Source organism: Mesorhizobium sp. P170090 (genome assembly GCF_057786115.1).
This window is the reverse complement of sequence record NZ_JBYNWH010000001.1, coordinates 5302601-5326843: the sequence shown is the minus strand read 5'-3', so window position 1 is coordinate 5326843 and position 24243 is coordinate 5302601. Positions and strand designations below refer to the sequence as shown.

The window sequence follows — 24243 nt, the reverse complement described above, 5'->3', positions numbered from 1 at the left end:
AACGCGTCCCGTCTCGCTTCAGTTGGCGGGCATCAGTTGGTGATGTCCTGGTCCTCGCCGGTGCCGTCGGGCTTGCCGTCCTTGCCAAGCGTGCGGATGACGACGCCGCTGGCATCGGCCTTCACCTCGTAGGAATAGGGCTTGCCCCAGGGATCCTTCAGGCCGCCCTTGAGATAGGGGCCGTTCCAGCGCGCTTCGCTGGCCGGCTGTGTGACCAAGGCGGCCAGCCCTTCTTCGTCAGTCGGGTATTTCGCGTTGTCGACATAATAGAGTTCGAGCGCGCTTTCGATGTTGCGGATCTGCGCCTTGGCGGCGTTGGTCCGCGCCGAGCCGAGATAGCGCAACACCTGAGGCGCGGCGAGCGTCGCGATCAAGGCAATGATGGCGAGAACGACCAGCAGCTCGACCAGCGTGAAGCCGCTTTCGCTGGTGTCGCGGCCGGATTTTTCGGAAGCTTGCTTAAAGCGCAGCGTGATCATCAGAGCAGTCCCATGTTCAAACCGGCGAATTGTTCCAGCACCCAGCAGGAACCGAGGCCGATGGTGATAAACGGGCCGAAGGCAATGCGGGCCCGCGCGGCTGCCGGCCCGCTCGCTACCACCTGGCCACCAACGAACAGCAGCGCGGTGGCGCTGGCGATGAACAGCAACACCGGCAGAAGCAGCGGGTCGATCCAGCATGCGGCGGCGGCCAGCATCTTGACGTCGCCGAGGCCGAGGCCGATCCGGCCGGTCATCAGGAAGTGCCCGCGCCGCAGCAGCCAGGCGGCGGCGAAGGTCGCTGCGGCAAACAGGAGATGCAACGGCAGGCCGTCCGCCCCGGCTGCCGCCACCTGATAGCCTAGGCCGACGGCGGCCAGCGCCAGGTTCAACCCGTCCGGGATGATCTGGCGGCGGAAATCGGCGATCGAAATGGCGGCGAGAATTGCCGCCAGGGCGAACGTGGCAGCCAGCAGGAGCGATGGGTGCGCAGCCGCGATCAATAGGCCAGCCTCTTCAAATCCTGCTGCAGCTTGGTGCCGCCGCGGCGTTTCTGGATCGGCGTCTGCAGGCTAATCTTGCCGCGGAATTCGTCGGTCACTTCGCGGGCCTCGTTGATGTCGCGCACGACATGCGGCCGGATGAAGATGATCAGTTCGGTACGCACAATCTTGTCGTTTTTCTGTTTGAACGCGTTGCCGATAATGGGGATGTCGCCGAGAATTGGCACCTGCGTGCGGCCGACACTGTTGTTCTGCTGGATGAGGCCGCCCAGCGCCAGGCTTTCGCCGTCATTGACCAGCACGCGGGTCTGGATCTTGCGCTGCTGTATGGTCGGTGAATCGATGCCGGAGCTCTTCGTCTCGGCAACGTTGCTGACCTCCTGCTGAATGTCGAGCATCACCCGGCCCGCATTGTTGATGCGCGGCGTCACCGTCAGGATGACGCCGGTGTCCTTCATCTGCACCGAGTTGATGATCGGCGCCGTGCCGCTGCCGGTATCCTGCGATTGCTGGGTCAGGATCGGCACCTGGTCGCCGACCTGCAAGATCGCCTTCTGGTTGTTCAGCGCCATGATGGTCGGCGCCGAAATGACGTTGACATCGGTGATCGAGGACAGCGCATTCAGCGTCACCTGTATGTTGTCGGTGGCATAACTCCAGTTGAAACCCGGCAAAGTGGCGGCGGCAGCCGCCTTGGCCACGTCGGTCACCGATACCTTCGTGCCGCCATTCTCGAAGAACCAGCGCAGGCCGTATTTCAGCTCGTCGTTGAGCGTCACTTCGGCGATGACGGCTTCCAGCATGACCTGCGTCGGCAAGATGTCGACCTTGGTCAGGATTTGCTCGATGCGCGCATAGTCGCGCGCCGTGGTCTGGATCAGCAGCGCGTTGTTTTCGATGTCGGCGACGACGGTGGCATGCGCCGGCGGCTGTCCGTCCTGCTGCGGCATCGAAGGCGATGGTCCGGTCAACGGCACCGGGGTAATGCCGTCCGACTGCATGGCGATCGGCGTCTGGTCGGGCGACACGTTCGAGCCGTCCGTGCCGCCCTCGGTCTTGACCGAGGTGCCGAGAACGGAGCTCAGCACAGCGGCCAGTTCCTTGGCCGGCCGGTTCTGGATCTGGTAGACGAAGAGCTGGTCCTCGTTGGACTCCGCCAGCCTGTCGAGCTTGTTGATCCAGCTTGCGGCCCGCGCGAGATAGGCCGGACGCGAGGTGATCACCAGCACCGAATTCAGCCTGTCGTTGGGGATGAACTGGATAAGCTTGGCGCCCGGCCCTTCCTTGGTGCCGAAGATGGAATCGAGTTCGGCGGCAACGGCTTCCGGCTTGGAGGTCTTGAGCGGATGCAGCGCCACCGACATGCCGCGCATCCAGTCGACGTCGAACACCGACACCGCCTCCCTGATGGCATTGAGGTCGCTGTCATTGCCGGCGACGGTGATCAGGTTGCGGGTGGAATCGACCCGCAGCACCGAGCCCTGGCGGGTGATCGGCTCGAGAATGGTCTTCATCTCGTCGGCGGCGATATATTGCAGCTGCAGCACCTGCACCTTGACGCCGGGGCCCGATGGCGACACCGAGGGAACGCTGACCGGCGGCGTGTTGGACATGATTTCGGACAGCGGCACGACCTGGTAGGTGCCGGCGCGCTTGGTGATGCCCGCGCCATTCACCGCAAGCGCCGATTCCAGAATGTCGACCAGCGCATCCTTCGACACCGGCTGCGATGTCTGCAGCGTCACCGTGCCTTGCACGCGCGGGTCGACGATGTAGTTGAGGTGCAGCGCGTCACCAAGCACCGCCTTGGCCGCCTCGGCGATCGGCGCGCTGACCAGGTTGAGCTCGTACTGGCCGGAGCCGTCTGTCGTCACCTGGGTGACGGGGGCGCTGGACGAGACGAACTGGCCGGACCCCTGATACTGCGCGCCGTTGAAGCGCTGCCCGGCGGTTGCGGCGGAGGTGACGGTGGACGGTCCGGTGTATCCAGCCCGCAAGGGCGAGTTCTTGGCGTGCAGGCTGTCGATGGTCTCGGTAAAAAAGTCCTTACCCGGCGTGGAATTGCAGCCGGCAAGTGCAAGCAACAGGCACAATACGACGCGATTGCTTGACCCGATTGACATACACCCGATTCCCCAAGGGCCTTAGACTAGGACGTCCTGAGGTTGAGCGCTTGGATTGATGGCGGGATTTGGAGTCTATCCACAGGGTTGGTAGGGGGTGGGGGTTGTCGGGTGTATTGACTCGAGCAAGCAAAGTTTGCGCGGATTTGATCCGCCTTGGGAGTCCCAGACAGAGCACTGCAATCTACCACTTTCTATATAAACGGCGCTCTTAGGTAACAATAGTGCAATAGATCTGCCGAAAACAGACGGGCCTGTCTATTGCATCCTCTGTCCATTTGCTTCTAAAATTTCAAATCGAATTGAGGAGGTGACTGTTCCGCAGTTGTAGTCAATCTCTTGCCCGACTTCAGCATTTGCAGCGCCTCCGTGCCAACCCACCACTCTCGGACCTTCGTAAAGCCTTCCTGCTTCAACGCGGAGTTAAACCATTTCATCATTTTCTGTGCGGTAGGTGTTTGATGAAGTGTCGACATGCTGCCTGGCAGTAAAGTTCCTGTCTTCCAGATACCTGCTAAAATTAAAGTGGTTGCGTCCTCATTGTCACTATTAAATAAATTCCAAAACTTCTCTCCCTTCTTCGAGACGGAAGCTCGCATATGATTCATGGTGTCCCTATGTGACACCAGGTAGCCCTGCGACATACTGCCTGTCTCATGGGTTGCAATTCCAGGATTCGGGATTTCGGAAGATTCCAGATAGATTGGCCTATTCGGGGTTGAGGCTGTTCCCATCTCGACGAACTTTAGTGGCGTGTTCGATTCGAATCGACGGAGAACCGGCGCGATATCGGAGGGAGTGGCGAAGAAGAGAATTTGCTTCATAGCTAGCGTTTCGGCACGATCAGGAGCTTGTCATTTGGGAAAGCAGCTCTAATGCGAGCTGCCGCCGCCGCTTCACTTGGTGTTGGTGTTACACCATCAGGAAGGGTCGTAACCGTCTGAACTCGCACGGTTCGACCATTCGGTGCCGTAGCGGTGATGTCAACATAAGTTCCTCCGCTTGAGCCAGGTCCAGAGCCTGGAATGTATTCCTCGGAGCCAATGCCGCCGCCTGGCCTCGCTGGGAAGCTATAACTACGCGTACCCATTTCTTGAGATATCGCATAATTCTGCTGTCGGGTAGTCGTGCTGCCCCATCGTCCTCCTGATTCCGTTAGATACCTTTGCGTAAATGGCGAAAGCGCCTCACTGTCTGCGGATGCAGAACTGCCTATCTTTAGGCCTTTAATTGGTATTTTTGATGTCACTAGCCCGGTAAAGAGCTCATAAGTCTGAAACATCATCGATTTTTCGGCGGCGCTGCTTGCATAGTAGTACTCAGGGCGTTTCATTTTTGCCGCTTGTTCAGGGGGAGACCAGCCTCTTCCTTGCGATAAGAAGAGAAAGATATTGGCAAGGGCTTTAGCTGGCCCTGTAATTATAGCCGATGAGCTCCCTGGGGGGAGTTGGACAGGTAAGTGACTTTCTGCAACACCTGCATGCCCATTCTGGTCGCTCTTGTTGACCGGATCATTCTGCGCATAGGCATACCGATTGGTGCCTACACCTTCCTTTGTCGGATCCCAGTCATCCGGTGAGATGAACCTGCCCAGCACTGGATCCATATACCGCGCGTTGAGATACATCAGCCCGGTCTCGGGATCGAAGCGCTCGCCGATGTAGCTCTTCTGCGTCTGGAAGCCTGTGTTCAGCTGCTCGCCATAGGTGGCGTAGTTCGTGGCCTCGACGATAGTACCCGACATGTCGGTGACATTGCGCACCGAGGCAAGGTGCTCGCGGTGCAGGAAGTATTTGGTCGCGTTCACCACCTTGATATCTGGATGGGGATAGCGGGTGTAGATTTCGGCTCCCGGTGAGGCTGGATTGATCTCGACTGAGGCGTCGGGATAGAGCGTGGTGGCAAAGGACGAAGCCTTCTTCACCCGCGCGCCATCAGGGCCATAGGTTAGGTTGACGGTGTTGGAGGCTCGCGTGACCGTCTTCAGCCGGTTTGCTTCATCCCAGGTCAGCGTGCGGCTGCCGTCGGAGGTGAGATTGCCATTGGCATCATAGGCCATGGCGTTGGCGCCGACGGAGATTGGCGCATGCGGACGAGCGGAGCTCGCCGCGGGATAGACGTATGTGCCGGCAACACGGGTGCGTGAGACCATGTTAGCGTTGGCGGCATAGACGAAGGTCTCGTCAAGCGTGTTGTCGCCGAGATTGTCGGATGAGGTCAGGCGGTCGGCATTGTCATAGCCATAAGTCCAGCTGCCCGGGCCCGCAGGGTCGATACCGACGATGTTGGTGATGCGGCCAAGATTGTCGCGCATGTACTGGCGATCCATTAGAACGGCGGCGTCCTTGGCGGTGGTTATCCTTGTCAGCCAGCGCCTAGTCGGCGAATAGCTGAAGGAGGTCTTCACGCCATTGGCATAGGTGATCTCCTTGGTTTGCCCATCGGCCTCATAGAGCGTCGAGGTGATGAAGCCAGGTGCCGAGACCAGCCTGTTGCCGGCGCTGTATTGCAGCGGCGCGGCAGACGTGCCGAAGTCGAGCTGCACCGGCAGATATTGCGTCGCCAGTGTTTGCCCGGAGGCATCGCGAACGCTGGTCGTCACATGCGTCAGCGTGCCGATGGTGACATCCTGACGCGCGACCTTGCCGAAGCCGTCGTACTTGTAGCTCTGCGTGGCTGCTGGATTGGTCGCGGTGGTCAGCTGGCCGATGTTGTAGTAGCCGGCGGCTGCCTGGTCGTAGGTGTTCTGCGTCTGCGTCTGCATCTGCGTCACCGCACTGCCGCCGGGCGCTGTTGCCGTCTTCAGCGTCAGCCGGTCCATCTGGTCATAGCTGAGCGCCGTGACCGTACCCCTGGCATCGGTCTGGCTGACCAGCCGGTTGGCGGCATCGTAGGTGTAGGACCATGTGCCGAGATCGGGATCCGACGCCGTCAGCCGGTTGCCGGCTAGGTCGTAGGTGTAGGTCCAGCTTGAGCCGCCTGGATCCTTGACACCGATCAGTCGGCTGAGCACATCGTAGATGCGCGTCTCGAAGAGATTCAGGCCGCCATAGTCGCGCAGGATGAGCACGACATCGCCACGGGTGGAGGACCATGTTACGGTCTGTCTCGCCACGGTGTTGCTCACCTGCTCGGTCTTGAACACAGCGGCTAGGGGCGGGTTGGCAAATCCTGTCGTGCTGTCGACAAGGACATAGAAATAGGTGGTCAGACTGGCATCGGCATTGACAGTCGATATCAGGCGGTCGGTCCAGTCATAGGAATTGGTGGTCCATTGTGCGGCCTCGCCGACAAAACGCGGAAAAGCTGTGCGCAACACATTGCCGCGAAGATCGTAGTCGGTCTCGGCGACGCGCCTGGCGCCGGCCGCCGTCTCTCCGGGGGTTTCGACACGATAGACCCGGCCCAGCCCGTCATAGTACGAGCGGGTAAGATCCTCACCGGCGCCATTAGGGAGTGGCGTGTACTTGACTAAAGCCTGTGTTGCCGGATTGCCTTCATTCTCGAAGCGGGTCTTGGCATAGGCGCCGGTGACGCTCTGCGAGAGTTGGTCGAGCCGACAGAACGCATCGTAGGTGAAGGTCTTCGCCAGCCCGTTGGGATCGGTCTTTGTGGCCAGTAGACCGCAGACTGAATTGTAGGTAGCGGTCGAGACAAAGCGCGTGTCGGCCGTCTGTCCGCCGGTGGCGAAATAACGAGGCGCCCGCTCGGTTACGGGATAGAGGTGATAGGTCGCGTCATAATCCCATTCGGTCCTGTGGCCGAGCGCATTGGTGGCGGAGATCTTGTTGCCAAAACTGTCATAGGCAAAGATCTGATAGGAAAATCTCTGCGGGGTCGAATTGATATCGGCAAAGTCGACGGACCAGGTCAGATTGCCCTTGGTCGGCGGCGTCGCGTTGTCGGCATGCTGATTGTCGTAAAACAGCGCCTTGTAGCCGATGAGCGGGAATGTCTCGTCAAAACCCGCCTGCACCGTCTCAAGGCGCGGTAACGATACGATATAGGCGTTGGTATTGGGCGCGAACCATCGCCCCGTTCGGGTCTCGTCGCCGCTGACATCGATGCGCCCATAATCGTCCTGGACGAAGATGTTGTTGTAGGCATCGAAGTAGCGTTGCACCTTGAGGCTGAGCGCAACGTTCTCGATCAGTATCGTGTCGGTCTGCGTGTTTTGCACCGTGTAAGGTTTTGCCGTTGTATTGACGGCATAGGTCTCGGCCACCTGCTTATGCACTGTGCCAGCGCCATCCCTCCACACCGTCAGCGACGGCATGCCATAGCTCGCCAAGTCCTGCCTGTAAGTGGTCTCGATCTTCGATGGCGCCGTCTCGCCATTGGCAAGCGGTCTGGTCTCGACGGTCGAGGCAAAGCCCAGAAACTTGTGCGCCACCGGATCATATTTGCCACCAGCATAGGCGTAGCCACTCATCGCCGTCTGGCCGCGGCCATCGCTGATCGATAGCTTTGTCACTGCATGCGTCACCTGTGGTAGGTAGGTGTTCGCCCATCCGCTCGATGGTGCATATTCAATGGCAACTGTGCCGCCGAGTTCGGTGATGATTTGCCGAAGCAGGTTCGGATTGCCGGCGCCCGCGTTGGACAGAAGAATATTTCGGCTCGCTTTGATCCAATCAGTCAGCCCGTCGCCATTTACGTCGCCAACACCGCCGAGACCACGCTTTGCCAGGTCTTTGGTGTTGACACTTCCCAAATCCAGGGAACCCACCAACCCGAGCGTACTTGTACCCAGCGCGTAAAGCTTGACGCTAGGAAGGCCGACTGCAAATTCGCCACGCCCATCTCCGTCGATATCCGCGAACTCCAGACGATAGGTGCCGGTGTAGGCCAGCTGCGTGCTTAGGACCTGTTTCAGTTGTTGTCCCGTCGAGAGATAGACTGTTGTAGTTGCGATCGAACTTGCCAAGGTCGTTCTGACCAGATCCGTCGCGCCGTCGCCGTTCAGATCGGTGAAGTAGCATCCTGGCTCACCTGCATTTACGCGCTTCGGGCAATCGAGCGCCGAAAAGAGGGAGGTGAATTGCCACGCATTGTTGTGTCGATAGCCGGCGACGATGTTCTGCGAGTTTGCGGAATAGATGGGCTGCTGCTGGCCATTTCCCGCAAGATCGGCGACCCCTATCAGCCGCTTGCCGGACATCTCATAAACTTCGTCGAGACCGTCACCGTTCGTATCTACGACAGTAGGTTCTTCCGGGTCACCCGAAAATTTTGCGCACGCAGCTTGCGATGCAGTGCAGTCCCTTGGTGTTTGAATTAGTGAAGTGGGAATTTCGGAATAGCGTCCGTATGGGTAATAGTGAGTAACATCAACCCATTCTAATTCATATCTCTGTCGACTATAGCATCGATCGGGTTGCGGGTAACAATGTGTAACAGGTGGATTGCCGCTTGAAGTACAAATCGGCGGCACTGGGTCGCATAACGTGTAGGTTACCCAGTGACCTCGTTGTTCTGGTACAGTTTCTGAGCGTCCGCCAACAGCAAAAGTTCTATCAGGCGTTGACCCGAATCTTCCAACATACCCATTTATGTATTTTGATGATGAACCTGAGGCGATTGTGGTGTCTGTTACGGAAATGATCTTCTGGTTTTCACTGCTTGGCCCAGATCTTGTATACAGCTCGTCTTTTCCGTCATTGTTCTGATCTGACGCGATGCCGAGGAGGTCTGAGGTATTTGCAGAATCGCGTTCAACGTAAGAGAGCGATGCATCCTGATACACCATCTGGCCGAGCGACTTCGAGGTGCTACCGGAGATCGTGCCGTCGGCAGCGATGGTCGCGTCGGTACCGAAGCGGGTGACGGCGGTTAGCCGCGAATTGTTGGAGAGCGGCGCCTGGTCGTAGGTCAGGCTGTAAGCGCCGCGCAGCACGTTGCTGGTCCAGACACTGATCGATTTGACGCGTAGGGTCGTCTCGGAGATGTCGCGCCCATTGCCCATCAGGATCGTATCGGGCCGCGTCTCGTAATGAAACCCGATCATCGTTCCATTGTAGGTGATCGTAATGGGATAACAGACGGGGCTGACGCAAGCATAGCTGTAGGCAACGCTGTTGCCGTTGATGTCGGTAACCGAGGTCAAGAGCCAACGATAGTTTTGGGCCAGGTCATAAGCCGGCGTGCCGGCGGTCGGCGTGAGGTTCGCGACCGCCGCCACCGATCGGAAGGTAGAGACAGTGCCGTCGCGATCGGTCACTTTCCATTCATTGGTGGTGCTGTTCAGCGCAATGCGGCGATAGCTCTCATTCTCGGTCGCATGCGTGCCGCCAGTCGAGCAGGATGGCGACACCATGCCGGCCGTGCAGGCCACCATTGCCTCGCCGTCAAGCAGAAAAATGTCATTCGCGTCGTATGCCGGCATGCCATAGCCCGGCGTCGCCCGCTCGATGACGTCGAAACCGTCAAGACCCCAGCCATAACCCAGCCAGCCCTGATAGAGGCCGCCGATCTTGGTTTTGCGCGAGGAATCATAGGTCAGCGCGATCCTCGGCTCAATGCCGTGGAAGTCCGATACATCAATGCCGATGGCATAAGCCAGATTGCCGTTGCCGCCTGCTTTGGGTAGATCCGCCTTCGGTGTGCTGACCGCCTGGGGGTCGTCGCTGCTGTCGGCGTCGGCAGCCGCTGCCGCCATCGCCGCTGCGGGCTCCTCGGGTGCAGCCTCGGTGTCGCTCGTTTTTGCCGCCTTGCCGCCTGTTTTCGTGTCCGCGGCCTTGGCATTGTTTGCCTTGGAGTCTACCGGCTTGGCGCCAACCTCGGCCGCCGCGTCCGGACTGCTGCCTGATGTTCCGGCTGCCGTGCCGTCTGTCGCGCCGGCCGCCGGCGCCGGCTGTGCGGGCGGCGAACCGCTGCCACCAAATGCTGCCCCACCATTGCCGAGACGCCTGGCAGGCACTGCTGCCTCAGGCGAAGCGCCTTGCGCATTCTGCGCAAAGGCTTCTATTCCTGCATTGTTGCTAATATATGAGATGGCAGAGATAAAAGGTATATCCGCACCAAAGACACCCGCGACAAGAAAAGTCACACCCAAAAGCAGCCGCTTCATGAGTCCCCCCGAGTCAAGTTGCTTGAAGTTACTCCTGCTTGACTTCGAAGATACGACACGATCCGGTCACAAACCAAATATCCACAGGTTTATTTGCGATTTAGTAGAGCATTGCAGAAGAGGCAAGCCAGGAGGGGCGAAGCTCTGACTCTGGCCTCCAGACGCCCTTCCGCAGCATCTGCGCAATGGCTGTGTGGAGAGCCACAATCTGACGACGCTGGCGCTCGATCACACTGCCTTCATCGACAGCATCGTCGACCCGATTGCACACGACCCCGCGGAACTGGTCGCGACGACCATCATCCACGGCTGCACGTCCGCTAAGGCTCTTCCCGTTAGCCGGACGGAATGCCTCCAGGCATGGCGTTTTCGCCTATTTGACACCTCTCGGCTGTGGGCACATAAATCGCGCCCCAAGCTACGGAGACACCGATGACTGTCGAGCAGACGCTGCCGGACACAGCGCCCGTGGAGGCCCAAGTCAGGCCCGACCTTACGACCTTGATCGTCTATTTCGGCGCGCTGATCGCCATGTTCATGGCAACCATCGACATGCAGATCGTCGTCACCGCCTTGCCCACCATTGCCGGCGAACTCGGCAATCTGCATTTGTTCGGCTGGGTCGGTGCCGCCTACCTGCTCTCGACCGCCGCGGTCTCGCCATTCTACGGCAAGCTCGGCGACATGTATGGCCGCAAGAATGTCGTGCTGACGGCGATCGGCCTGTTCCTGCTGGGCTCGCTGGTCTGCGGCATGGCATGGTCGATGGAGAGCCTCATCGCCGCGCGCGTGCTGCAAGGCATCGGCGGCGGCGGCCTGATGGTCTCGGCCTTCGCCATGATCGGCGAACTGTTTTCGCCGCGCGACCGCGCGAAATATCAGGGCTACAGTTCGGCGGTGTTCGCGCTGTCATCAGTGCTCGGCCCGTTGGCCGGCGGCTACATCACCAGCCTGTTCGGCTGGCGCTGGGTGTTCCTGGTCAATCTGCCGATAGGCATCATCGTGCTGGCGGTGCTGGCCTTCGCCATGCGCAGCCGGTTCAACGAAAAACGGCACCGCATCGACTATCTCGGCGGCGCGCTGCTCGCCATCGGCACAACGGCGGTCGTTTATTGGGGCTATCACGTGCTCGACCCCAGCGGGCCGGACCTGCTCACCTTCGTATTGCCACTCCTCGCGCTGGTCGCCATCACCTTGTTCATCATGGTGGAGCGCCGGGCCGAAGAGCCGATCGTGCCGTTGCGGCTGTTCGGCAATTCGACGGTCAGCATCGTCTCGGGCGTGTCGCTGGTCGCCGGAACGGTGACGCTGGGCATGTTCTTCTATTTCGCCCTCTACATGCAGACGCTGACGGGTCTCAGCCCGGCCGAAGTCGGCTTCCTGTTCCTGCCGGCGTCGCTGACATCGATGGTCATCTCGATCGTCGCCGGGCGGGTAATTGCCGCAACCGGACGCTACAAATGGATGCCGGTGGTCGCCATGGCTATTGGCGGGTTTCTGATGCTGGGCTTTGTCCTCACCAACCAGCACACGCCGATCTGGGTGCTGGCAACGATGATGGCTGTGTTCGGCATCAGCATGGGCCTGCAGTTCCAGGTGCTGATCGTGGCGATCCAGGCGGCGGCACCGCTGCAGGATATCGGCGCGGTGACGTCGCTGATCACCCAGGCGCGGACGCTCGGAGCATCGCTGGGTCTGGCGCTGAACGGCGCGGTGATGATCTGGGCGCTGAACCGGCAGACAGCCGAGCTTCCTGCAGACGCCGCCGCCCTGCTGCCGGGTGGCCTGAACGGGTTGACGCCGCACCTCGCATCGAGCCTGCCGGGCGCGATCCGCGAAGTGGTGCTCGACCATTACTCCAGTGGCTTCAACGTGATGTTCATCTGGGTGGCGGCGCTCTATTTCGTCGCCATGGGGCTGACGCTGCTGCTCGAGGACAAAGAGATCCCGAAGCGGGCCTGAGCCAAAGCTTGTGTCATGCGCTGGGTTTAGGCATTTGGCGATGATCTGAAATCACCGAGGAGGACAGCCATGATCATCGACACTCATCTGCACCTGATCGACCTGTCGGCGCTGCGCTATCCCTGGCTCAGCCGCGAGCCGGCGCTCAACCGCGATTTCCCGCACGCAGAATATGCGATCCAGGCCCGCCGCGCCGGTATCGAGGCCGCGCTGCATATGGAGGTCGACGTCGATGAAGCCGACATCCAGGCCGAGACCAGCCATGTGAAGGCGCAGTCGCTGGAGAAGGGCAGTCTGTTGCGCGGGGCGATCGCCTCCTGCCGCCCGGAGGAGGCCGGCTTCGCCGCCTATCTCGGGCGCCAGCAGGCCGATCCCTTCGTCAAGGGGTTCCGCCGCGTGCTGCATGTCATGCCGGACGAGCTTTCGGACAGCGCGCTGTTTCGCGAAAACATCAAGCGGCTTGCCGGCACCGGCCTGACCTTCGACCTCGTCGTCCTGCCGCATCAGATTCCAAGGGCGGTTGCGCTCGCCGATCTGGCGCCGGATGTGCAGTTCGTGCTCGACCATTGCGGCGTGCCCGACATCAAGGCCAGTGCGGAACATCCGTGGCGCGAGCATATGACCGAGATCGCGCGGCGTCCCAATGTCATCGGCAAGATCTCCGGTGTCGTCGCCTATGCCGATGCCGGCTCATGGACCGTCGAGACCTTGCGCCCCTATGTCGAGCACACGATCGGCTGCTTCGGCTGGGACCGCGTCGTGTGGGGCAGCGACTGGCCGGTGTGCACGCTTGGCGGTGGCCTTGCGACCTGGGTGACAGCGACGCATGCGCTGATCGCGGGAGCCAGTCCCGACGAACGGGCGAAGCTGCTTTCGGGCAATGCCAGGCGGACGTGGAAGCTATAGAGGCGGTACATAGCGCTCGAGATCGCCGGCAAGCGTGCAGAGCACGATCAGTGCTCTATCTGACGCCGATGCCGGCGGTCAGTCCGCCATCAATCCTGTAGTCCGCGCCGGTGCAGAAGCCGGCCTTCGACGAGCAAAGGAAGGCGATGAGTTCCGCCACTTCCTCCGGTTCGCCGATGCGGCCGAGCGGATGCGCCGCGCCGAAGCGCTTGTAGGCCTCTTCGACATCGGCATCGCTGCCGCCGTCACCGCGCGCAGCCTTCTCCAGGATCGGCGTGCGGATCGAGCCCGGGCTGACCGAATTGACGCGGATGCCTGATGCCGCGTAGTCGAGCGCCAGCGAGCGCGTCAGCGTGTGGATGGCGCCCTTGGTCGTGGCATAGGCGGCGACGTTCTGCTGGCAGGCAAAGCCCTGCACCGAGGCGACGTTGACGATGGCGCCGCCTCCGCGCTTGATCATTTCCGGAATGCCGAAATGCGCGGTCAGGTAGATCGAGCCGACATTGACCGTCATCGTTCGGTTCCAGCTTTCCCAGTCGGTGGTCGTCGCCGTGCCATAGGGATGGACGGCGGCTGAATTGACGATGACATCCAGGCCGCCGAACTTCGCGACGCCAGCCGCGACCGCGTCGCGCACCTGATCGGAGACGGACACATCGGTGTCGATGACCAGCACCGCGGCACCAGCACTTTCTAGTTGCGCTTTCATCGCCGCGTTGGCGGCGCGGTCGATGCCGCAGGCGATGATTGCGGCGCCACCGGCCGCAAGGCGTGTGGCGGTTGCCAGGCCGATTCCGGTCGTCCCGGTCACCAGGGCGACCTTGCCGTCGAAATCCGTCATTTCTAAAAACTCCTCCATTTTCTATCGACTCCCATCGGGGTCCAACAATAAGTTGCCAACCTGTCGCAGAAGGAAAGCCGAAATGGAACAATGCTGGCGCTGGTATGGGCCCGATGATCCGGTGACGCTCGATCATGTCAAGCAGGCGGGCGCCACCGGCGTGGTCTCGGCGCTCCACCATATCTATGACGGCCGGGCGTGGCCTGAGGCCGAAGTGCTGGAGCGCAAGCGCATTATCCAGGAAGCAGGACTGACCTGGTCGGTCGTCGAGAGCATTCCGGTCCATAATTCCTTCAAGATCGGCGCGCAGGAACGCGAGCGCTATGCCGGCTATTACCGCGATTCGATCCGCGCGCTGGCCAGGGCCGGCATCGCCACGATCTGCTACAATTTCATGCCGGTGGTGGACTGGACCCGCACCGATCTAGCCTACCGTCTGCCGACGACAGGCTACGCCCTGCGTTTTGATGCCGTTGATTTCGCCGCCTACGATCTGTTCGTGCTGAAGCGCAAGAACGGTGCTGACAGCTATACGCCGGCGCGTATTGCGCAAGCGGAAGCGCGGCTGAAGGAATTGTCGCCAGAGAAGATGGACCAGATCGAGCGCAATCTGATCGCCGGCCTGCCGGCTACAGAGCGCAAGTATGACCGCGACAGTTTTCGCGAGGCGCTTGCGGACTATGACGGAATCGGGCCGAAGGAGTTGCGCGGCAACCTCGCGTGGTTCCTGCGCGAGATCATTCCGGTGGCGGAAGAGGAGGGGGTGCGCATGTGTATCCACCCCGACGATCCGCCGTTTTCGCTCTACGGCCTGCCGCGCGTCGTTTCGACCGCCGAGGATGCGCGTTTCATTCTCAATGCCGTCGACAGCCAGGCCAATGGGCTGACGTTCTGCACCGGGTCCTACGGCACGCGCGCCGACAACGACATCGTCGCCATGGTCAAGGAATTCGGCGACCGCATCCACTTCGCCCATCTGCGCAACATCACCATCGAGGATGACGGCTCGTTCTACGAGGCCGAGCATCTCGAAGGCGGCACCGACATGGCGCATGTCATCCTGGCGCTGATGCAGGAGGAGGCGCGCCGCCGCAAGGAGGGCCGAGCCGACTGGCAAATCCCGATGCGGCCGGACCATGGCCACCTGCTCGCCGACGATATCGGCAAGACAAGGATCAATCCCGGCTACTCGCTGATCGGCCGCCTGAAGGGTTTGGCCGAATTGCGCGGCATCATGCGGGCCGTGGAAACGTTTGGGCTGGCTTGAAGGGGCAACGAACTGCGTTCAATGCCGACGCCGGCTCAGCGTGCGTCGCTGTAGATAATGCGGCCGGCGCGGAATGTCGTCCGATGACAATCAGATACCACGCTCGATCACGATCGCCCGGTCGCGGTGAGGCTCGTGATACAGCCGGTTGCCCTCATGGATTTGCACGGCCCTTAGTACGGCGCGCGGCTCGCTGACGGACGAGGAACCTAGCCGTTCGCCCCACGACCTGGCGGCGTGCTATTGTGTAGTGAAGTTCCGTTGCCCCGAGGTGAGCTAGAGGGGTACTCGGAAATCAAGTATGAATCATGAATAATGCAGTATTGATTTACGTTCGTGCAAGCAAAGGAACTGTAGTGATGGATGGGCACGACGGTCGTCGGAATGCGTTAAAGAAACTATACGTTTTCTCGATGCTTTTCGTTTTATTCACTTCAACATTGGTTATTTACGGAATTGGCGGATGGGTGGTTGCGTTTGGCAGCAGTGACTTCCGAGAAAGCCATGGTAGGAGAGGTATTTTTTTGGTTTTGTTAGCATGCTGCATGTTTTATGGATATATAAAGTATGACGAACATGAAACAAAAATCAGAATAAAACGGGATGAGCGCAAAGCTCTTGTGGTGAGATTTAAGCAGATTGTTTTAATTATATTTGTGTCCTTGTTTGTCCTTTTAATTGCCTAGAGATAATCTCACTATCGGAATGCGCCCAATCATGGCCAAAGGCCATGCACTTGAACACGGGACCACACAAGACACCTCCGATTGCCAGGTTGACAGAAAGCTGACAATGTATCATATCCGAAAAGCTGAGTATGTATCATATTATTCAGCGCTAGGAGAAAGACCGGCAAAGCCGGCGTCCCAGGGAGGCAATTTTGGGAGAGGCTATCAGCCAGTGGAGCAATTGGTCGGGCTATGTCACGGCCACGCCGCAGGCTTTTGCCGAACCGCAGAGTCTCGATGAGCTGAGTGGTGCCATTCGCAACGCGCCGGGACCAGTTCGATTCGCTGGCACGGGCCATTCCTTCACGCCTCTGGTCAAGAATGACGGGACGATCCTGTCGCTTGATCGCTTCGAGGGCCTGAGGTCGCACGATCCCGAAAGGCTGACAGCACGGGTCGGCGCCGGCACCAAGATCGGCGCGCTGGCAAAGCTGTTGCACGGCGTCGGCCAGGCGCTGCCGAACATGGGCGACATCGACAAGCAGGCGTTCGGCGGGGCGCTGGGCACCGCCACCCACGGCTCGGGCATCACGCTCGGCGCTTACCATACCCAGCTCGAGGCGATGCAGATCGTCGACGGGCGTGGCGCCGTGAAAGAGTTCGACCGTGCCAAGAGCCCCGACATGATCGAAGCCATGGGCGCTTCGCTCGGCGCTTTCGGCGCCGTCACCGAAGTGACGATCCGCAACGTGGCGAGTTACCGGATGCGGCACCGCCGCTGGACGGCGCCGATCGCCGATGTGCTTGCGCAATTCGAAAGCACCATGACGGCGCATCGTTCGGCCGAGTTCTACTATGTGCCGTTTTCCGGCCAGGCGCTGCTGATTGCCAGCGACATCACCGAGGCGCCGGCGACGGTGCGTCCGCCGACGGAAGACGACGATGCGGTGACGACGCTGAGAAAACTGCGCGACTATCTCAGCTGGCTCCCTTGGCTGCGCCGCCGTCTCATCGGCTCGGCCTTCGCCAAGGTGCCGGCCGAGGATTATGTCGAGGAGTGGCTGAAGGTCTTCACCTCCGAGCGCAACGTCAAGTTCAACGAGATGGAATACCACCTGCCGTTCGAGGAAGGGGCGGCCGCACTCAGCGAAATCATTGCGCTGCTCGAGACGCGGTTTCCAGAGGTCTATTTTCCGATGGAGGTGCGCGTCGTCGCGCCCGACAATGTCTGGCTCAGCCCCTTCTACAAGCGCCCAACCTGTTCCATCGCCATCCATCACGGCGTCGAGCGCGATCCGATGGCGTTCTTCAACGCCGCCGAGCCGATCTTCAGGAAGCGCGGCGGCCGCCCGCATTGGGGCAAGATGCACAGCCTGACATCAAGGGAATTGAGCGCGCTCTATCCGCGCTGGAACGATGCGATGGCGGTCCGCCGCGAGATGGACCCGGACAACCGCTTCGTGTCGCCCTATATTGCCAGGCTGCTCGACGTCGCGGCATGAGCCTGACCGACACCTATTTCGCGGAAATGTCGGGCGCGCTCAGGGCAGCCGGGATCTTTCAGCCTTGCCTGGTGCTCGATCTCGACCGGCTCGATCACAACATCGCTGCGATCAAGGCGAAGTTCGCCACGGGCCTCGATCTGCGCCTCGTCGACAAGTCGCTGCCATGCCTGCCGCTGATCGACTATATCCGCGCGGCGTTTGCGACCGACAGGCTGATGACCTTTCATCTGCCGATCAGCGCCGAGATGCTGAAAATGTTTCCCCAAGTCGATCTCCTGTTGGGCAAGCCGATGCCGGTTGCCGGCGCCAGGCACGCGCTGACGAAGGGCGTTCTCGCCGGGCTCGGCGAAGCTACGTCGCGCATCGTCTGGCTGATCGATACCGAGGAGCGGCTGGCCGCCTATGGCTCGCTTGCCGCCGAGCTCGACCGCGAGCTGCGCGTCTGCTTCGAGGTCGATGTCGGCCTTCATCGCGGCGGTATCAGCGATCCCGACTCACTGGCCCGGGCAGTTTCCGCGTTGGCGAATTACCCGCGGCTGAAATGCGAAGGCGTCATGGCCTACGAGGCGCATATCGGCCATATCCCCAAACTGCTGGGAGGACCGGCCAAGGCGCGCGTCAAGGCGATCAGCCTGTTTCGCCAGTATGTCGCTTGCCTTGCCGCCGACCAGCGCAAGATCCTCAATCTTGGCGGCAGCAGCACCGCATTGCTCTATGACAGCTGGGTCGGCGCCAATGAATTGTCCATCGGATCGGCTTTTATGCTGCCGACCGATTTCGATGTGCCGAGCCTCAGCCAATTGTGGCCTGCCGCATTCATCGCGACGCCGATCCTGAAAGTGGTCGATGTCCAGGCGCCGGGCCTCGACCAGCGCTCCTGGCTGCTGCAGAAGCTCGGGCTGTTGCCGCGGCGCGGCTGTTTTCTCTATGGCGGAAAATGGATGGCGAAGCCCGTCCATCCCGTGGGGATGAAGACCGACAAGACGTTCGGCTTTTCGACCAATCAGCAATTCATGGCGCTGCCCGACAACGTCAATGTCGGGCCTGACGACTACGCCTTCCTGCGTCCGACGCAGAGCGAATTCGTGCTACAGCAGTTCGGTTCGATCCAGGTCTATTCCGGCGGGAAATTCGTCGAGCAATGGGCCGCACTGCCGTTTTCGTAGAGCAATTCCAGGAAAAGTGTGAAGCGGTTTTCCCACAGGAATTGCGTCAAACAAAGAGATCGAAGTGGAGGAGGATAGGATGGTTGCCAAGGCAGTCAAAACCCAGCCCGTGCAGCCTGAATGGGCAGCCGAACTCGACCTCGCGCTCACCGATCTCGACGCCAGGAAGGACGACTGGGCGCAGACCTCGAATGGCGAGCGGATCGCCTTGCTGCGGCAGGTCAAGGATCACATCCGCGAGGTCGCCGAGGCGTGGGTCAAAACCGCGACGCGCAAGAAGGGCATCCCGACCGGCTCGCCGCTGGAAGGTGAGGAATGGCTGGCTGGCCCGGCGGCGCTGATGGATGGCTGCAACCAGTTCATCCACACGCTGAGCCTGATGGAGGGCAAGAAGTTCCTCGACAGACTGCCGGTCCGCACCTTGCCCAGCGGACAGGTGGCGGTGACGGTGGTTCCGAATTCGCTCTGGGACAAGGTGTTGTTCACCGGGCTGAAGGCCGAGATCTGGATGCAGCCCGGCGTGACCAAGGCGAACCTGGCCGCAAACACCGCATCGGCCTATGACGCGCCGCGCACCAGCCGCAAGGGCAAGATCGGCCTCGTGCTCGGCGCCGGCAATGTCGCCTCGATCGCGCCGCTCGACTGCCTGCACAAGCTTTTGGTCGAGCACCAGGTGGTTCTGCTCAAGATGAACCCGGTCAACGACTATCTGATCGATTTCCTGCGGCCGGCGCTGCGGCCGCTGATCGAATTCGGTGCGCTGCGCATCGTGCGCGGCGGCGCCGATGTCGGCGCGTATCTGTGCAACCACGATCTCGTCGACGACATCCACATCACCGGTGCCGCCGCTTCGCATGACGCGATCGTCTGGGGGCCTGGCGAGGAGGGCCGCAAGAACAAGGCGGCGGGCACGCCGCGCAACAGCCGGCGTATCACCTCTGAGCTTGGCGGCGTGGCACCGACCATTGTGGTGCCCGGTCCGTGGTCGGATGCCGATATCGCCTACCACGCCGAACTGATCGCCACACAGAAGCTCAACAATTCCGGTTTCAACTGTATCGCCTGCCAAATGCTCGTGTTGCCCGAAGGCTGGGACAAATCCGACGCGCTTCTGGCGGCCCTCGAAAAGGTGATGCAGAAAGCCCCGTCGCGCCCGGCCTATTATCCCGGCGCGACCGAGCGCCTCGCCGCCTTCGAGGCGCATGCCGACAGCGTACAGAAATTCGAGCGGCCCGGCGGGCCGGCCTGCGTGGTGGTGCCGTTCCGGCCGGGCACGGATACCTATCTCGAAAATGCCGAGGTGTTCGCGCCGGCGCTCAGCGTCATGCGGCTGCCGGCGGGCAATGCGGAATCCTATCTGCGCGCCGCTGTCGCCTACGCCAATGAAAAGCTGCACGGCACGCTTGCCGCCAACATCCTCATCCATCCCAGGACGATCGCCGAGATCGGCCGGCAGCGCTTCGAGGAAATCATTGCCGAACTGCGCTATGGCGGCATCGGCATCAATTCCTGGAGCGGCGTTCTGTTCGCGCTGCTGCGCCCGACCTGGGGTGCTTTCCCTGGCCACACGCTCGACGACGTGCAGAGCGGCATCGGCGTCGTCCACAACACCTATTTGTTCGACAGACCGGAACGCAGCGTGCTCGAAGCGCCGTTCCGCATCATGCCGAAGCCGGCCTGGTTCCTGACCCACAAAAGGGCACACATGGTCGGCCGCCTGATCACCGAGTTCAACTACCAGCCGAGCCTCCTGAAGCTGCCGCGCATCATCTGGAACGCGCTGCGCGGCTAGCAACGAGCATCCGATCTCGAAAACAAAAGCCGGCACAGGAGCTACGACAATGGCTGACGCGGACGCAATCATCGTTGGCGGCGGGCTGGCCGGCCTGGCCGCAGCCGCGGAACTCGGCGATGCCGGAAAGCGCGTGATCATCGTCGAGCAAGAGGGTGGCGGTTTTCTCGGCGGCCAGGCATTCTGGTCGCTCGGCGGCCTGTTTTTGGTCAACACGCCCGAGCAGCGCCGCCTGCGCATCAAGGACAGCCGCGACCTCGCCTGGCAGGATTGGCTGGGTTCTGCCCAGTTCGACCGGCCCGAGGACCATTGGCCAAGGAAAGTGGCGGAAGCCTATGTCGATTTCGCCGCCGGCGAGATGCGGCCGTGGCTCTACGCCATGGGCATGCGCTGGTGGCCGGTGGTCGGCTGGGCCGAGCGCGGCGGCGCGCTGGCCAATGGCCACGGCAATTCAGTGCCGCGCTTCCACCTGACATGGGGCACTGGGCCGGGCGTGGTCGCGCCGTTCGAAAGGCGCGTGCGCGAGCACGTCGCCAAAGGGCTGATCACTTTGAAATTCCGTCATCAGGTCAGCCGGCTGATCAAGACCAACGGCGCGGTCACCGGCGTCGCGGGCGAAATCCTGGAGGCATCCGATGTCGAGCGCGGCAAGCAGTCGAGCCGCACGGCCGTCGGCGATTTCGACCTTTCGGCCGGTGTCGTGATCGTCACCTCCGGCGGCATCGGCGGCAATCATGAGTTGGTTCGCAAGGTCTGGCCGGTCGGGCGGCTGGGGCCGGCGCCGAAGCGTATGGTTGCCGGCGTGCCGCACCATGTCGACGGCCGCATGGTGGCGATCACCCAGGACGCCGGCGGGGCCGTCATCAACGCCGACCGCATGTGGCACTATGTCGAGGGGATCAAGAACTGGAATCCGATCTGGCCGAACCACGGCATCCGCATCCTGTCTGCGCCGTCGCCGCTATGGTTCGACGCTCTCGGACAACGCATGGAGGCGCCGTTCTTCCCGAGCTTCGATTCGCTCGGCACCTTGAAGCGTATCCTGTCGACGGGACACGATTATTCCTGGTTCGTGCTGACCAAGACGATCGCTTCGAAGGAGTTCGTGCTCTCGGGTTCGGAGCAAAACCTCGACTTTACGGCCAAGGATTTTCGGGCCGTGCTGAAGAACCGGCGCGGCGGCAAGGCGCCGCCATCGGTGGCGGCGTTCCTGGAAAAGGGCGAGGACTTCGTCGTCCGCGACAACCTGGCCGACCTGGTCGCCGGGATGAACGCGCTGTCAGGCGACAATCTGCTCGACTACGACCGGCTCAACGCCCAGATCGTGGCGCGCGATCGCGAGGTCGACCATGCCTATACCAAGGATGCGCAGGTCACAGCCATCCGCGGCGCTCGCAACTACATTGGCGACAAGATCTTCCGGGTGACCAAGCCGCACAAGATACTCGATCCCAGGCACGGGCCGCTGATCGCGGTGCGCCTCAACATCCTGACGCGCAAAACGCTTGGCGGCCTGCACACCAATCTCAATTCGCAGGTTCTCGACGGCAATGGCGAACCCATTGCCGGGCTCTATGCGGCAGGCGAGGTGGCCGGCGGCGGTGGCGGCGGCTATCACGGCTACAATGCGCTGGAAGGGACATTTCTCGGCAGCTGCATCTTCTCCGGCAGGAACGCAGGCCGGCACGCCGCGGGCAGGTGACGCGGCTGGCGGGCCAAGAAAAGGTCGATGAGAACAGGACATCCGCCATGTTCCATGGATAGCGACTGCTTTCGATCGCTTGCGGCAACCCAGGCGGTCAGCGAGTTGCGGCTTGCCGGCGCCGACGGTTCCCATGCGCTGGTGCTCGGCGCTGCGGCCCATCAGAGGCCTGCGTTACGCTGGCGCCACCGCGAAATTGAGGTTGAGGTCCTGAAGGCCTGGCCGCAAGGTCGGCCGGGCTACCACTCGGCGAAGGAGCCGTCCTTGTGACGCCAGACCGGGTTGCGCCAGCGGTGGCCTTCCTTGGCCCTTTCCTTCACGTAGTCCTCGTCGATTTCGACGCCGAGGCCGGGACCATCGGGGATTGCGACATAGCCATCCTCGTAGCGAAAGACGTCCTTGTTGGCGGCATAATCGAGCAAATCGTTTGCGGCGTTGTAGTGGATGCCGAGGCTCTGTTCCTGGATGAAGCAGTTGTAGCTGACGGCATCGAGCTGCAGGCAGGCGGCGAGCGCGATCGGGCCGAGCGGGCAGTGCGGCGCGACCGCAATATCATAGGCTTCGGCCATCGCCGCGATCTTGCGGCATTCGGTGATGCCACCGGCATGCGAGAGGTCGGGTTGGATGATGTCGACGGCGCCTTGTTCGAACACCGATTTGAAATCCCAGCGGCTGTAGAGCCTCTCGCCGAGTGCGATCGGCGTCGAGCCGAGGGCGGCGATCTCCTTCAGCGCCTCGCGATTTTCGCTCAGCACCGGCTCCTCGATGAACATCAGCCGGTAGGGTTCCAACTCCTTGACCAGCATGCGCGCCATCGGCCGGTGGACGCGGCCGTGGAAATCGACGGCGATGCCAATGTTGGACCCAACGGCCTCGCGCACCATGGCGACTCGTTCGACAGCCGCATCTATTCTGTCATGGTTGTCGACGATCTGCAGTTCCTCGGTGCCATTCATCTTCAGCGCCTGAAAACCGCGCGCCACCACTTCCCTGGCGCCATCAGCCACTTCCGCCGGCCGGTCGCCGCCGATCCAGGAATAGACCTTGATGCTGTCGCGCAGCTTGCCGCCGAGCAGTTCGTGCACAGGCACGCCGAGCGCCTTGCCCTTGATGTCCCATAGCGCCTGGTCGATGCCGGCAATGGCGCTCATCAGGATCGGCCCGCCGCGGTAGAAGCCGCCGCGATGCATCACCGTCCAATGGTCCTCGATCAGGCGCGGGTCCTTGCCGATCAGATAATCGCCAAGTTCCTTGACCGCTGCCTCGACCGTCAGCGCACGGCCTTCGACCACAGGCTCGCCCCAGCCGGTGACGCCGGCATCAGTCTCGATCTTCAGGAACAGCCAGCGCGGCGGGACGATGTAGGTGGTGAGCGAGATGATTTTCATGCTGGTCTCAGTTGTTCTTGAGTTTCTTGGCGCTGACCAGGTCGCGCGCCGCAAGGTCGAGGATCCGGCCTGCCGCCGCACGCGCCGCCGCGGCATCGCGCATGCGCAGTGCCTCCACCACCTCGCGGTGCGCCGCCACTGCTTCCATGCGCCGAGCGAGCGAAATGGTCGCCGTTGCTTCAAGCGAGAATTTCAGCCCGGTGTCGATCAGATTGCCGATCTGGCGGAAGATCGGGTTGTGGCTCGCGGCATAGACGATCTGGTGGAAGGTGATGTCCGAGCGCGAGAAGGCGGCGAGATCCTCGCCGGCATTGGCCATGCCGCGCCAGGCGGCTTCGAGATCGGCGATCTCCTGCAGCGTCGCACGAGTCGCCGCCAGTTCAGCTACCAGAGGTTCGATGGCGCGGCGCGTCTCGAGGATGGCGTCGAACAATTTGTCGTCCAGCGCATGCGGCGCGTGCCAGGCCAGCACCTGCGGGTCGATGATGTTCCAGTTGTCCTGTTCACATACAACCGTGCCGATGCGCGGCCGCGACAGCACCAGCCCCTTGGCGGCCAGCACCTTCAGCGCCTCGCGGATGACGGTGCGGCTGACGCCATATTCGACGCCGAGCTCGTTTTCGGTCGGCAGAGACGAGCCGGCGGGATAGCGTCCGGAAAAGATGTCTGAGGCAAGCGCCTTGGTCACATCGGGCATGACGCGCGGGCGGCGGGTGTCGCCTGATGCCTTCTTCGAAGTTTCGGTCACCTCAGCCCTCCTCCAAGGCGGCGAAACCACTGATCTCGCGTCCCCGGCCTTACCGGATGCGGATGATTTGCGCCAGCGATCCCTGGTCGGAGCATGTAGCTCAATTATCATACCAGATCAATTG

16 protein-coding genes are annotated in these 24243 nt (G+C 61.3%); 8 read left to right on the top strand and 8 right to left on the bottom strand.

Features of this window, described 5'->3' with window-relative positions; translation table 11 throughout:
• Positions 1-32 precede the first annotated feature (32 nt).
• The 5 genes from gspG to AC3EML_RS25725 all read right to left on the bottom strand — a co-directional run bounded on the left by gspG (position 33) and on the right by AC3EML_RS25725 (position 10174).
• On the bottom strand, positions 33-479 hold the full coding sequence (gene gspG, locus AC3EML_RS25745; protein ID WP_352521531.1) for a type II secretion system major pseudopilin GspG: 447 nt from the start codon (positions 477-479) through the stop codon (positions 33-35).
• Complete coding sequence (locus tag AC3EML_RS25740; RefSeq protein WP_352521532.1) at positions 479-982, bottom strand: prepilin peptidase; 504 nt, start codon at positions 980-982, stop codon at positions 479-481. Before AC3EML_RS25740 ends, gspG begins: the two co-directional genes overlap by 1 nt.
• Positions 979-3105 carry a type II secretion system secretin GspD gene (gene gspD, locus AC3EML_RS25735; RefSeq protein WP_352521533.1) on the bottom strand — a complete coding sequence of 709 codons (2127 nt, stop codon included), beginning with the start codon at positions 3103-3105 and terminating at the stop codon, positions 979-981. Before gspD ends, AC3EML_RS25740 begins: the two co-directional genes overlap by 4 nt.
• A gap of 284 nt (positions 3106-3389) precedes the next feature.
• Positions 3390-3929, bottom strand: a complete 540-nt coding sequence (locus AC3EML_RS25730) for a hypothetical protein (protein ID WP_352521534.1) — start codon at positions 3927-3929, stop codon at positions 3390-3392.
• 2 nt (positions 3930-3931) lie between these two features.
• Positions 3932-10174: an RHS repeat-associated core domain-containing protein gene (locus tag AC3EML_RS25725; protein WP_352521535.1), complete on the bottom strand. Its 6243-nt coding sequence runs from the start codon at positions 10172-10174 to the stop codon at positions 3932-3934.
• A gap of 432 nt (positions 10175-10606) precedes the next feature.
• Between AC3EML_RS25725 and AC3EML_RS25720 the strand changes: the two genes are divergently transcribed.
• Entirely contained in the window at positions 10607-12136 is a 1530-nt protein-coding gene (locus tag AC3EML_RS25720) for an MDR family MFS transporter (protein ID WP_023696271.1), read from the top strand.
• Positions 12137-12205: 69 nt separating this feature from the next.
• The gene (locus AC3EML_RS25715) at positions 12206-13042 is read left to right on the top strand and encodes an amidohydrolase family protein (protein WP_286442641.1); all 837 of its coding nucleotides are present in this window, start codon (positions 12206-12208) and stop codon (positions 13040-13042) included.
• A gap of 55 nt (positions 13043-13097) precedes the next feature.
• Here the strand turns inward: AC3EML_RS25715 and AC3EML_RS25710 are convergent, their stop codons facing one another.
• Positions 13098-13883 carry an SDR family NAD(P)-dependent oxidoreductase gene (locus AC3EML_RS25710; protein ID WP_023687891.1) on the bottom strand — a complete coding sequence of 262 codons (786 nt, stop codon included), beginning with the start codon at positions 13881-13883 and terminating at the stop codon, positions 13098-13100.
• Between the two features lie 82 nt (positions 13884-13965).
• On the opposite strand from AC3EML_RS25710, the gene uxuA reads away from it, so the two are divergent.
• The 6 genes from uxuA to AC3EML_RS25680 all read left to right on the top strand — a co-directional run bounded on the left by uxuA (position 13966) and on the right by AC3EML_RS25680 (position 21983).
• Positions 13966-15150 carry a mannonate dehydratase gene (gene uxuA, locus AC3EML_RS25705; RefSeq protein ID WP_023687892.1) on the top strand — a complete coding sequence of 395 codons (1185 nt, stop codon included), beginning with the start codon at positions 13966-13968 and terminating at the stop codon, positions 15148-15150.
• A gap of 308 nt (positions 15151-15458) precedes the next feature.
• Entirely contained in the window at positions 15459-15836 is a 378-nt protein-coding gene (locus AC3EML_RS25700; RefSeq protein WP_156033774.1) for a hypothetical protein, read from the top strand.
• Positions 15837-16030: 194 nt separating this feature from the next.
• Entirely contained in the window at positions 16031-17320 is a 1290-nt protein-coding gene (locus tag AC3EML_RS25695) for a D-arabinono-1,4-lactone oxidase (protein ID WP_352521537.1), read from the top strand.
• Positions 17317-18489 carry an alanine racemase gene (locus AC3EML_RS25690; RefSeq protein WP_031199743.1) on the top strand — a complete coding sequence of 391 codons (1173 nt, stop codon included), beginning with the start codon at positions 17317-17319 and terminating at the stop codon, positions 18487-18489. Before AC3EML_RS25695 ends, AC3EML_RS25690 begins: the two co-directional genes overlap by 4 nt.
• A gap of 79 nt (positions 18490-18568) precedes the next feature.
• The gene (locus AC3EML_RS25685) at positions 18569-20281 is read left to right on the top strand and encodes an aldehyde dehydrogenase family protein (protein WP_352497916.1); all 1713 of its coding nucleotides are present in this window, start codon (positions 18569-18571) and stop codon (positions 20279-20281) included.
• 49 nt (positions 20282-20330) lie between these two features.
• Positions 20331-21983, top strand: coding sequence for an FAD-binding dehydrogenase (locus AC3EML_RS25680; RefSeq protein WP_023702125.1), 1653 nt, complete (start codon positions 20331-20333; stop codon positions 21981-21983).
• 239 nt (positions 21984-22222) lie between these two features.
• On the opposite strand, the gene dgoD is transcribed toward AC3EML_RS25680, so the two are convergent.
• Together dgoD and AC3EML_RS25670 are read right to left on the bottom strand one after the other, a co-directional pair.
• On the bottom strand, positions 22223-23371 hold the full coding sequence (gene dgoD, locus AC3EML_RS25675; RefSeq protein ID WP_023685304.1) for a galactonate dehydratase: 1149 nt from the start codon (positions 23369-23371) through the stop codon (positions 22223-22225).
• Between the two features lie 7 nt (positions 23372-23378).
• Complete coding sequence (locus AC3EML_RS25670; protein WP_245259915.1) at positions 23379-24068, bottom strand: FadR/GntR family transcriptional regulator; 690 nt, start codon at positions 24066-24068, stop codon at positions 23379-23381.
• Positions 24069-24243 lie beyond the last annotated feature (175 nt).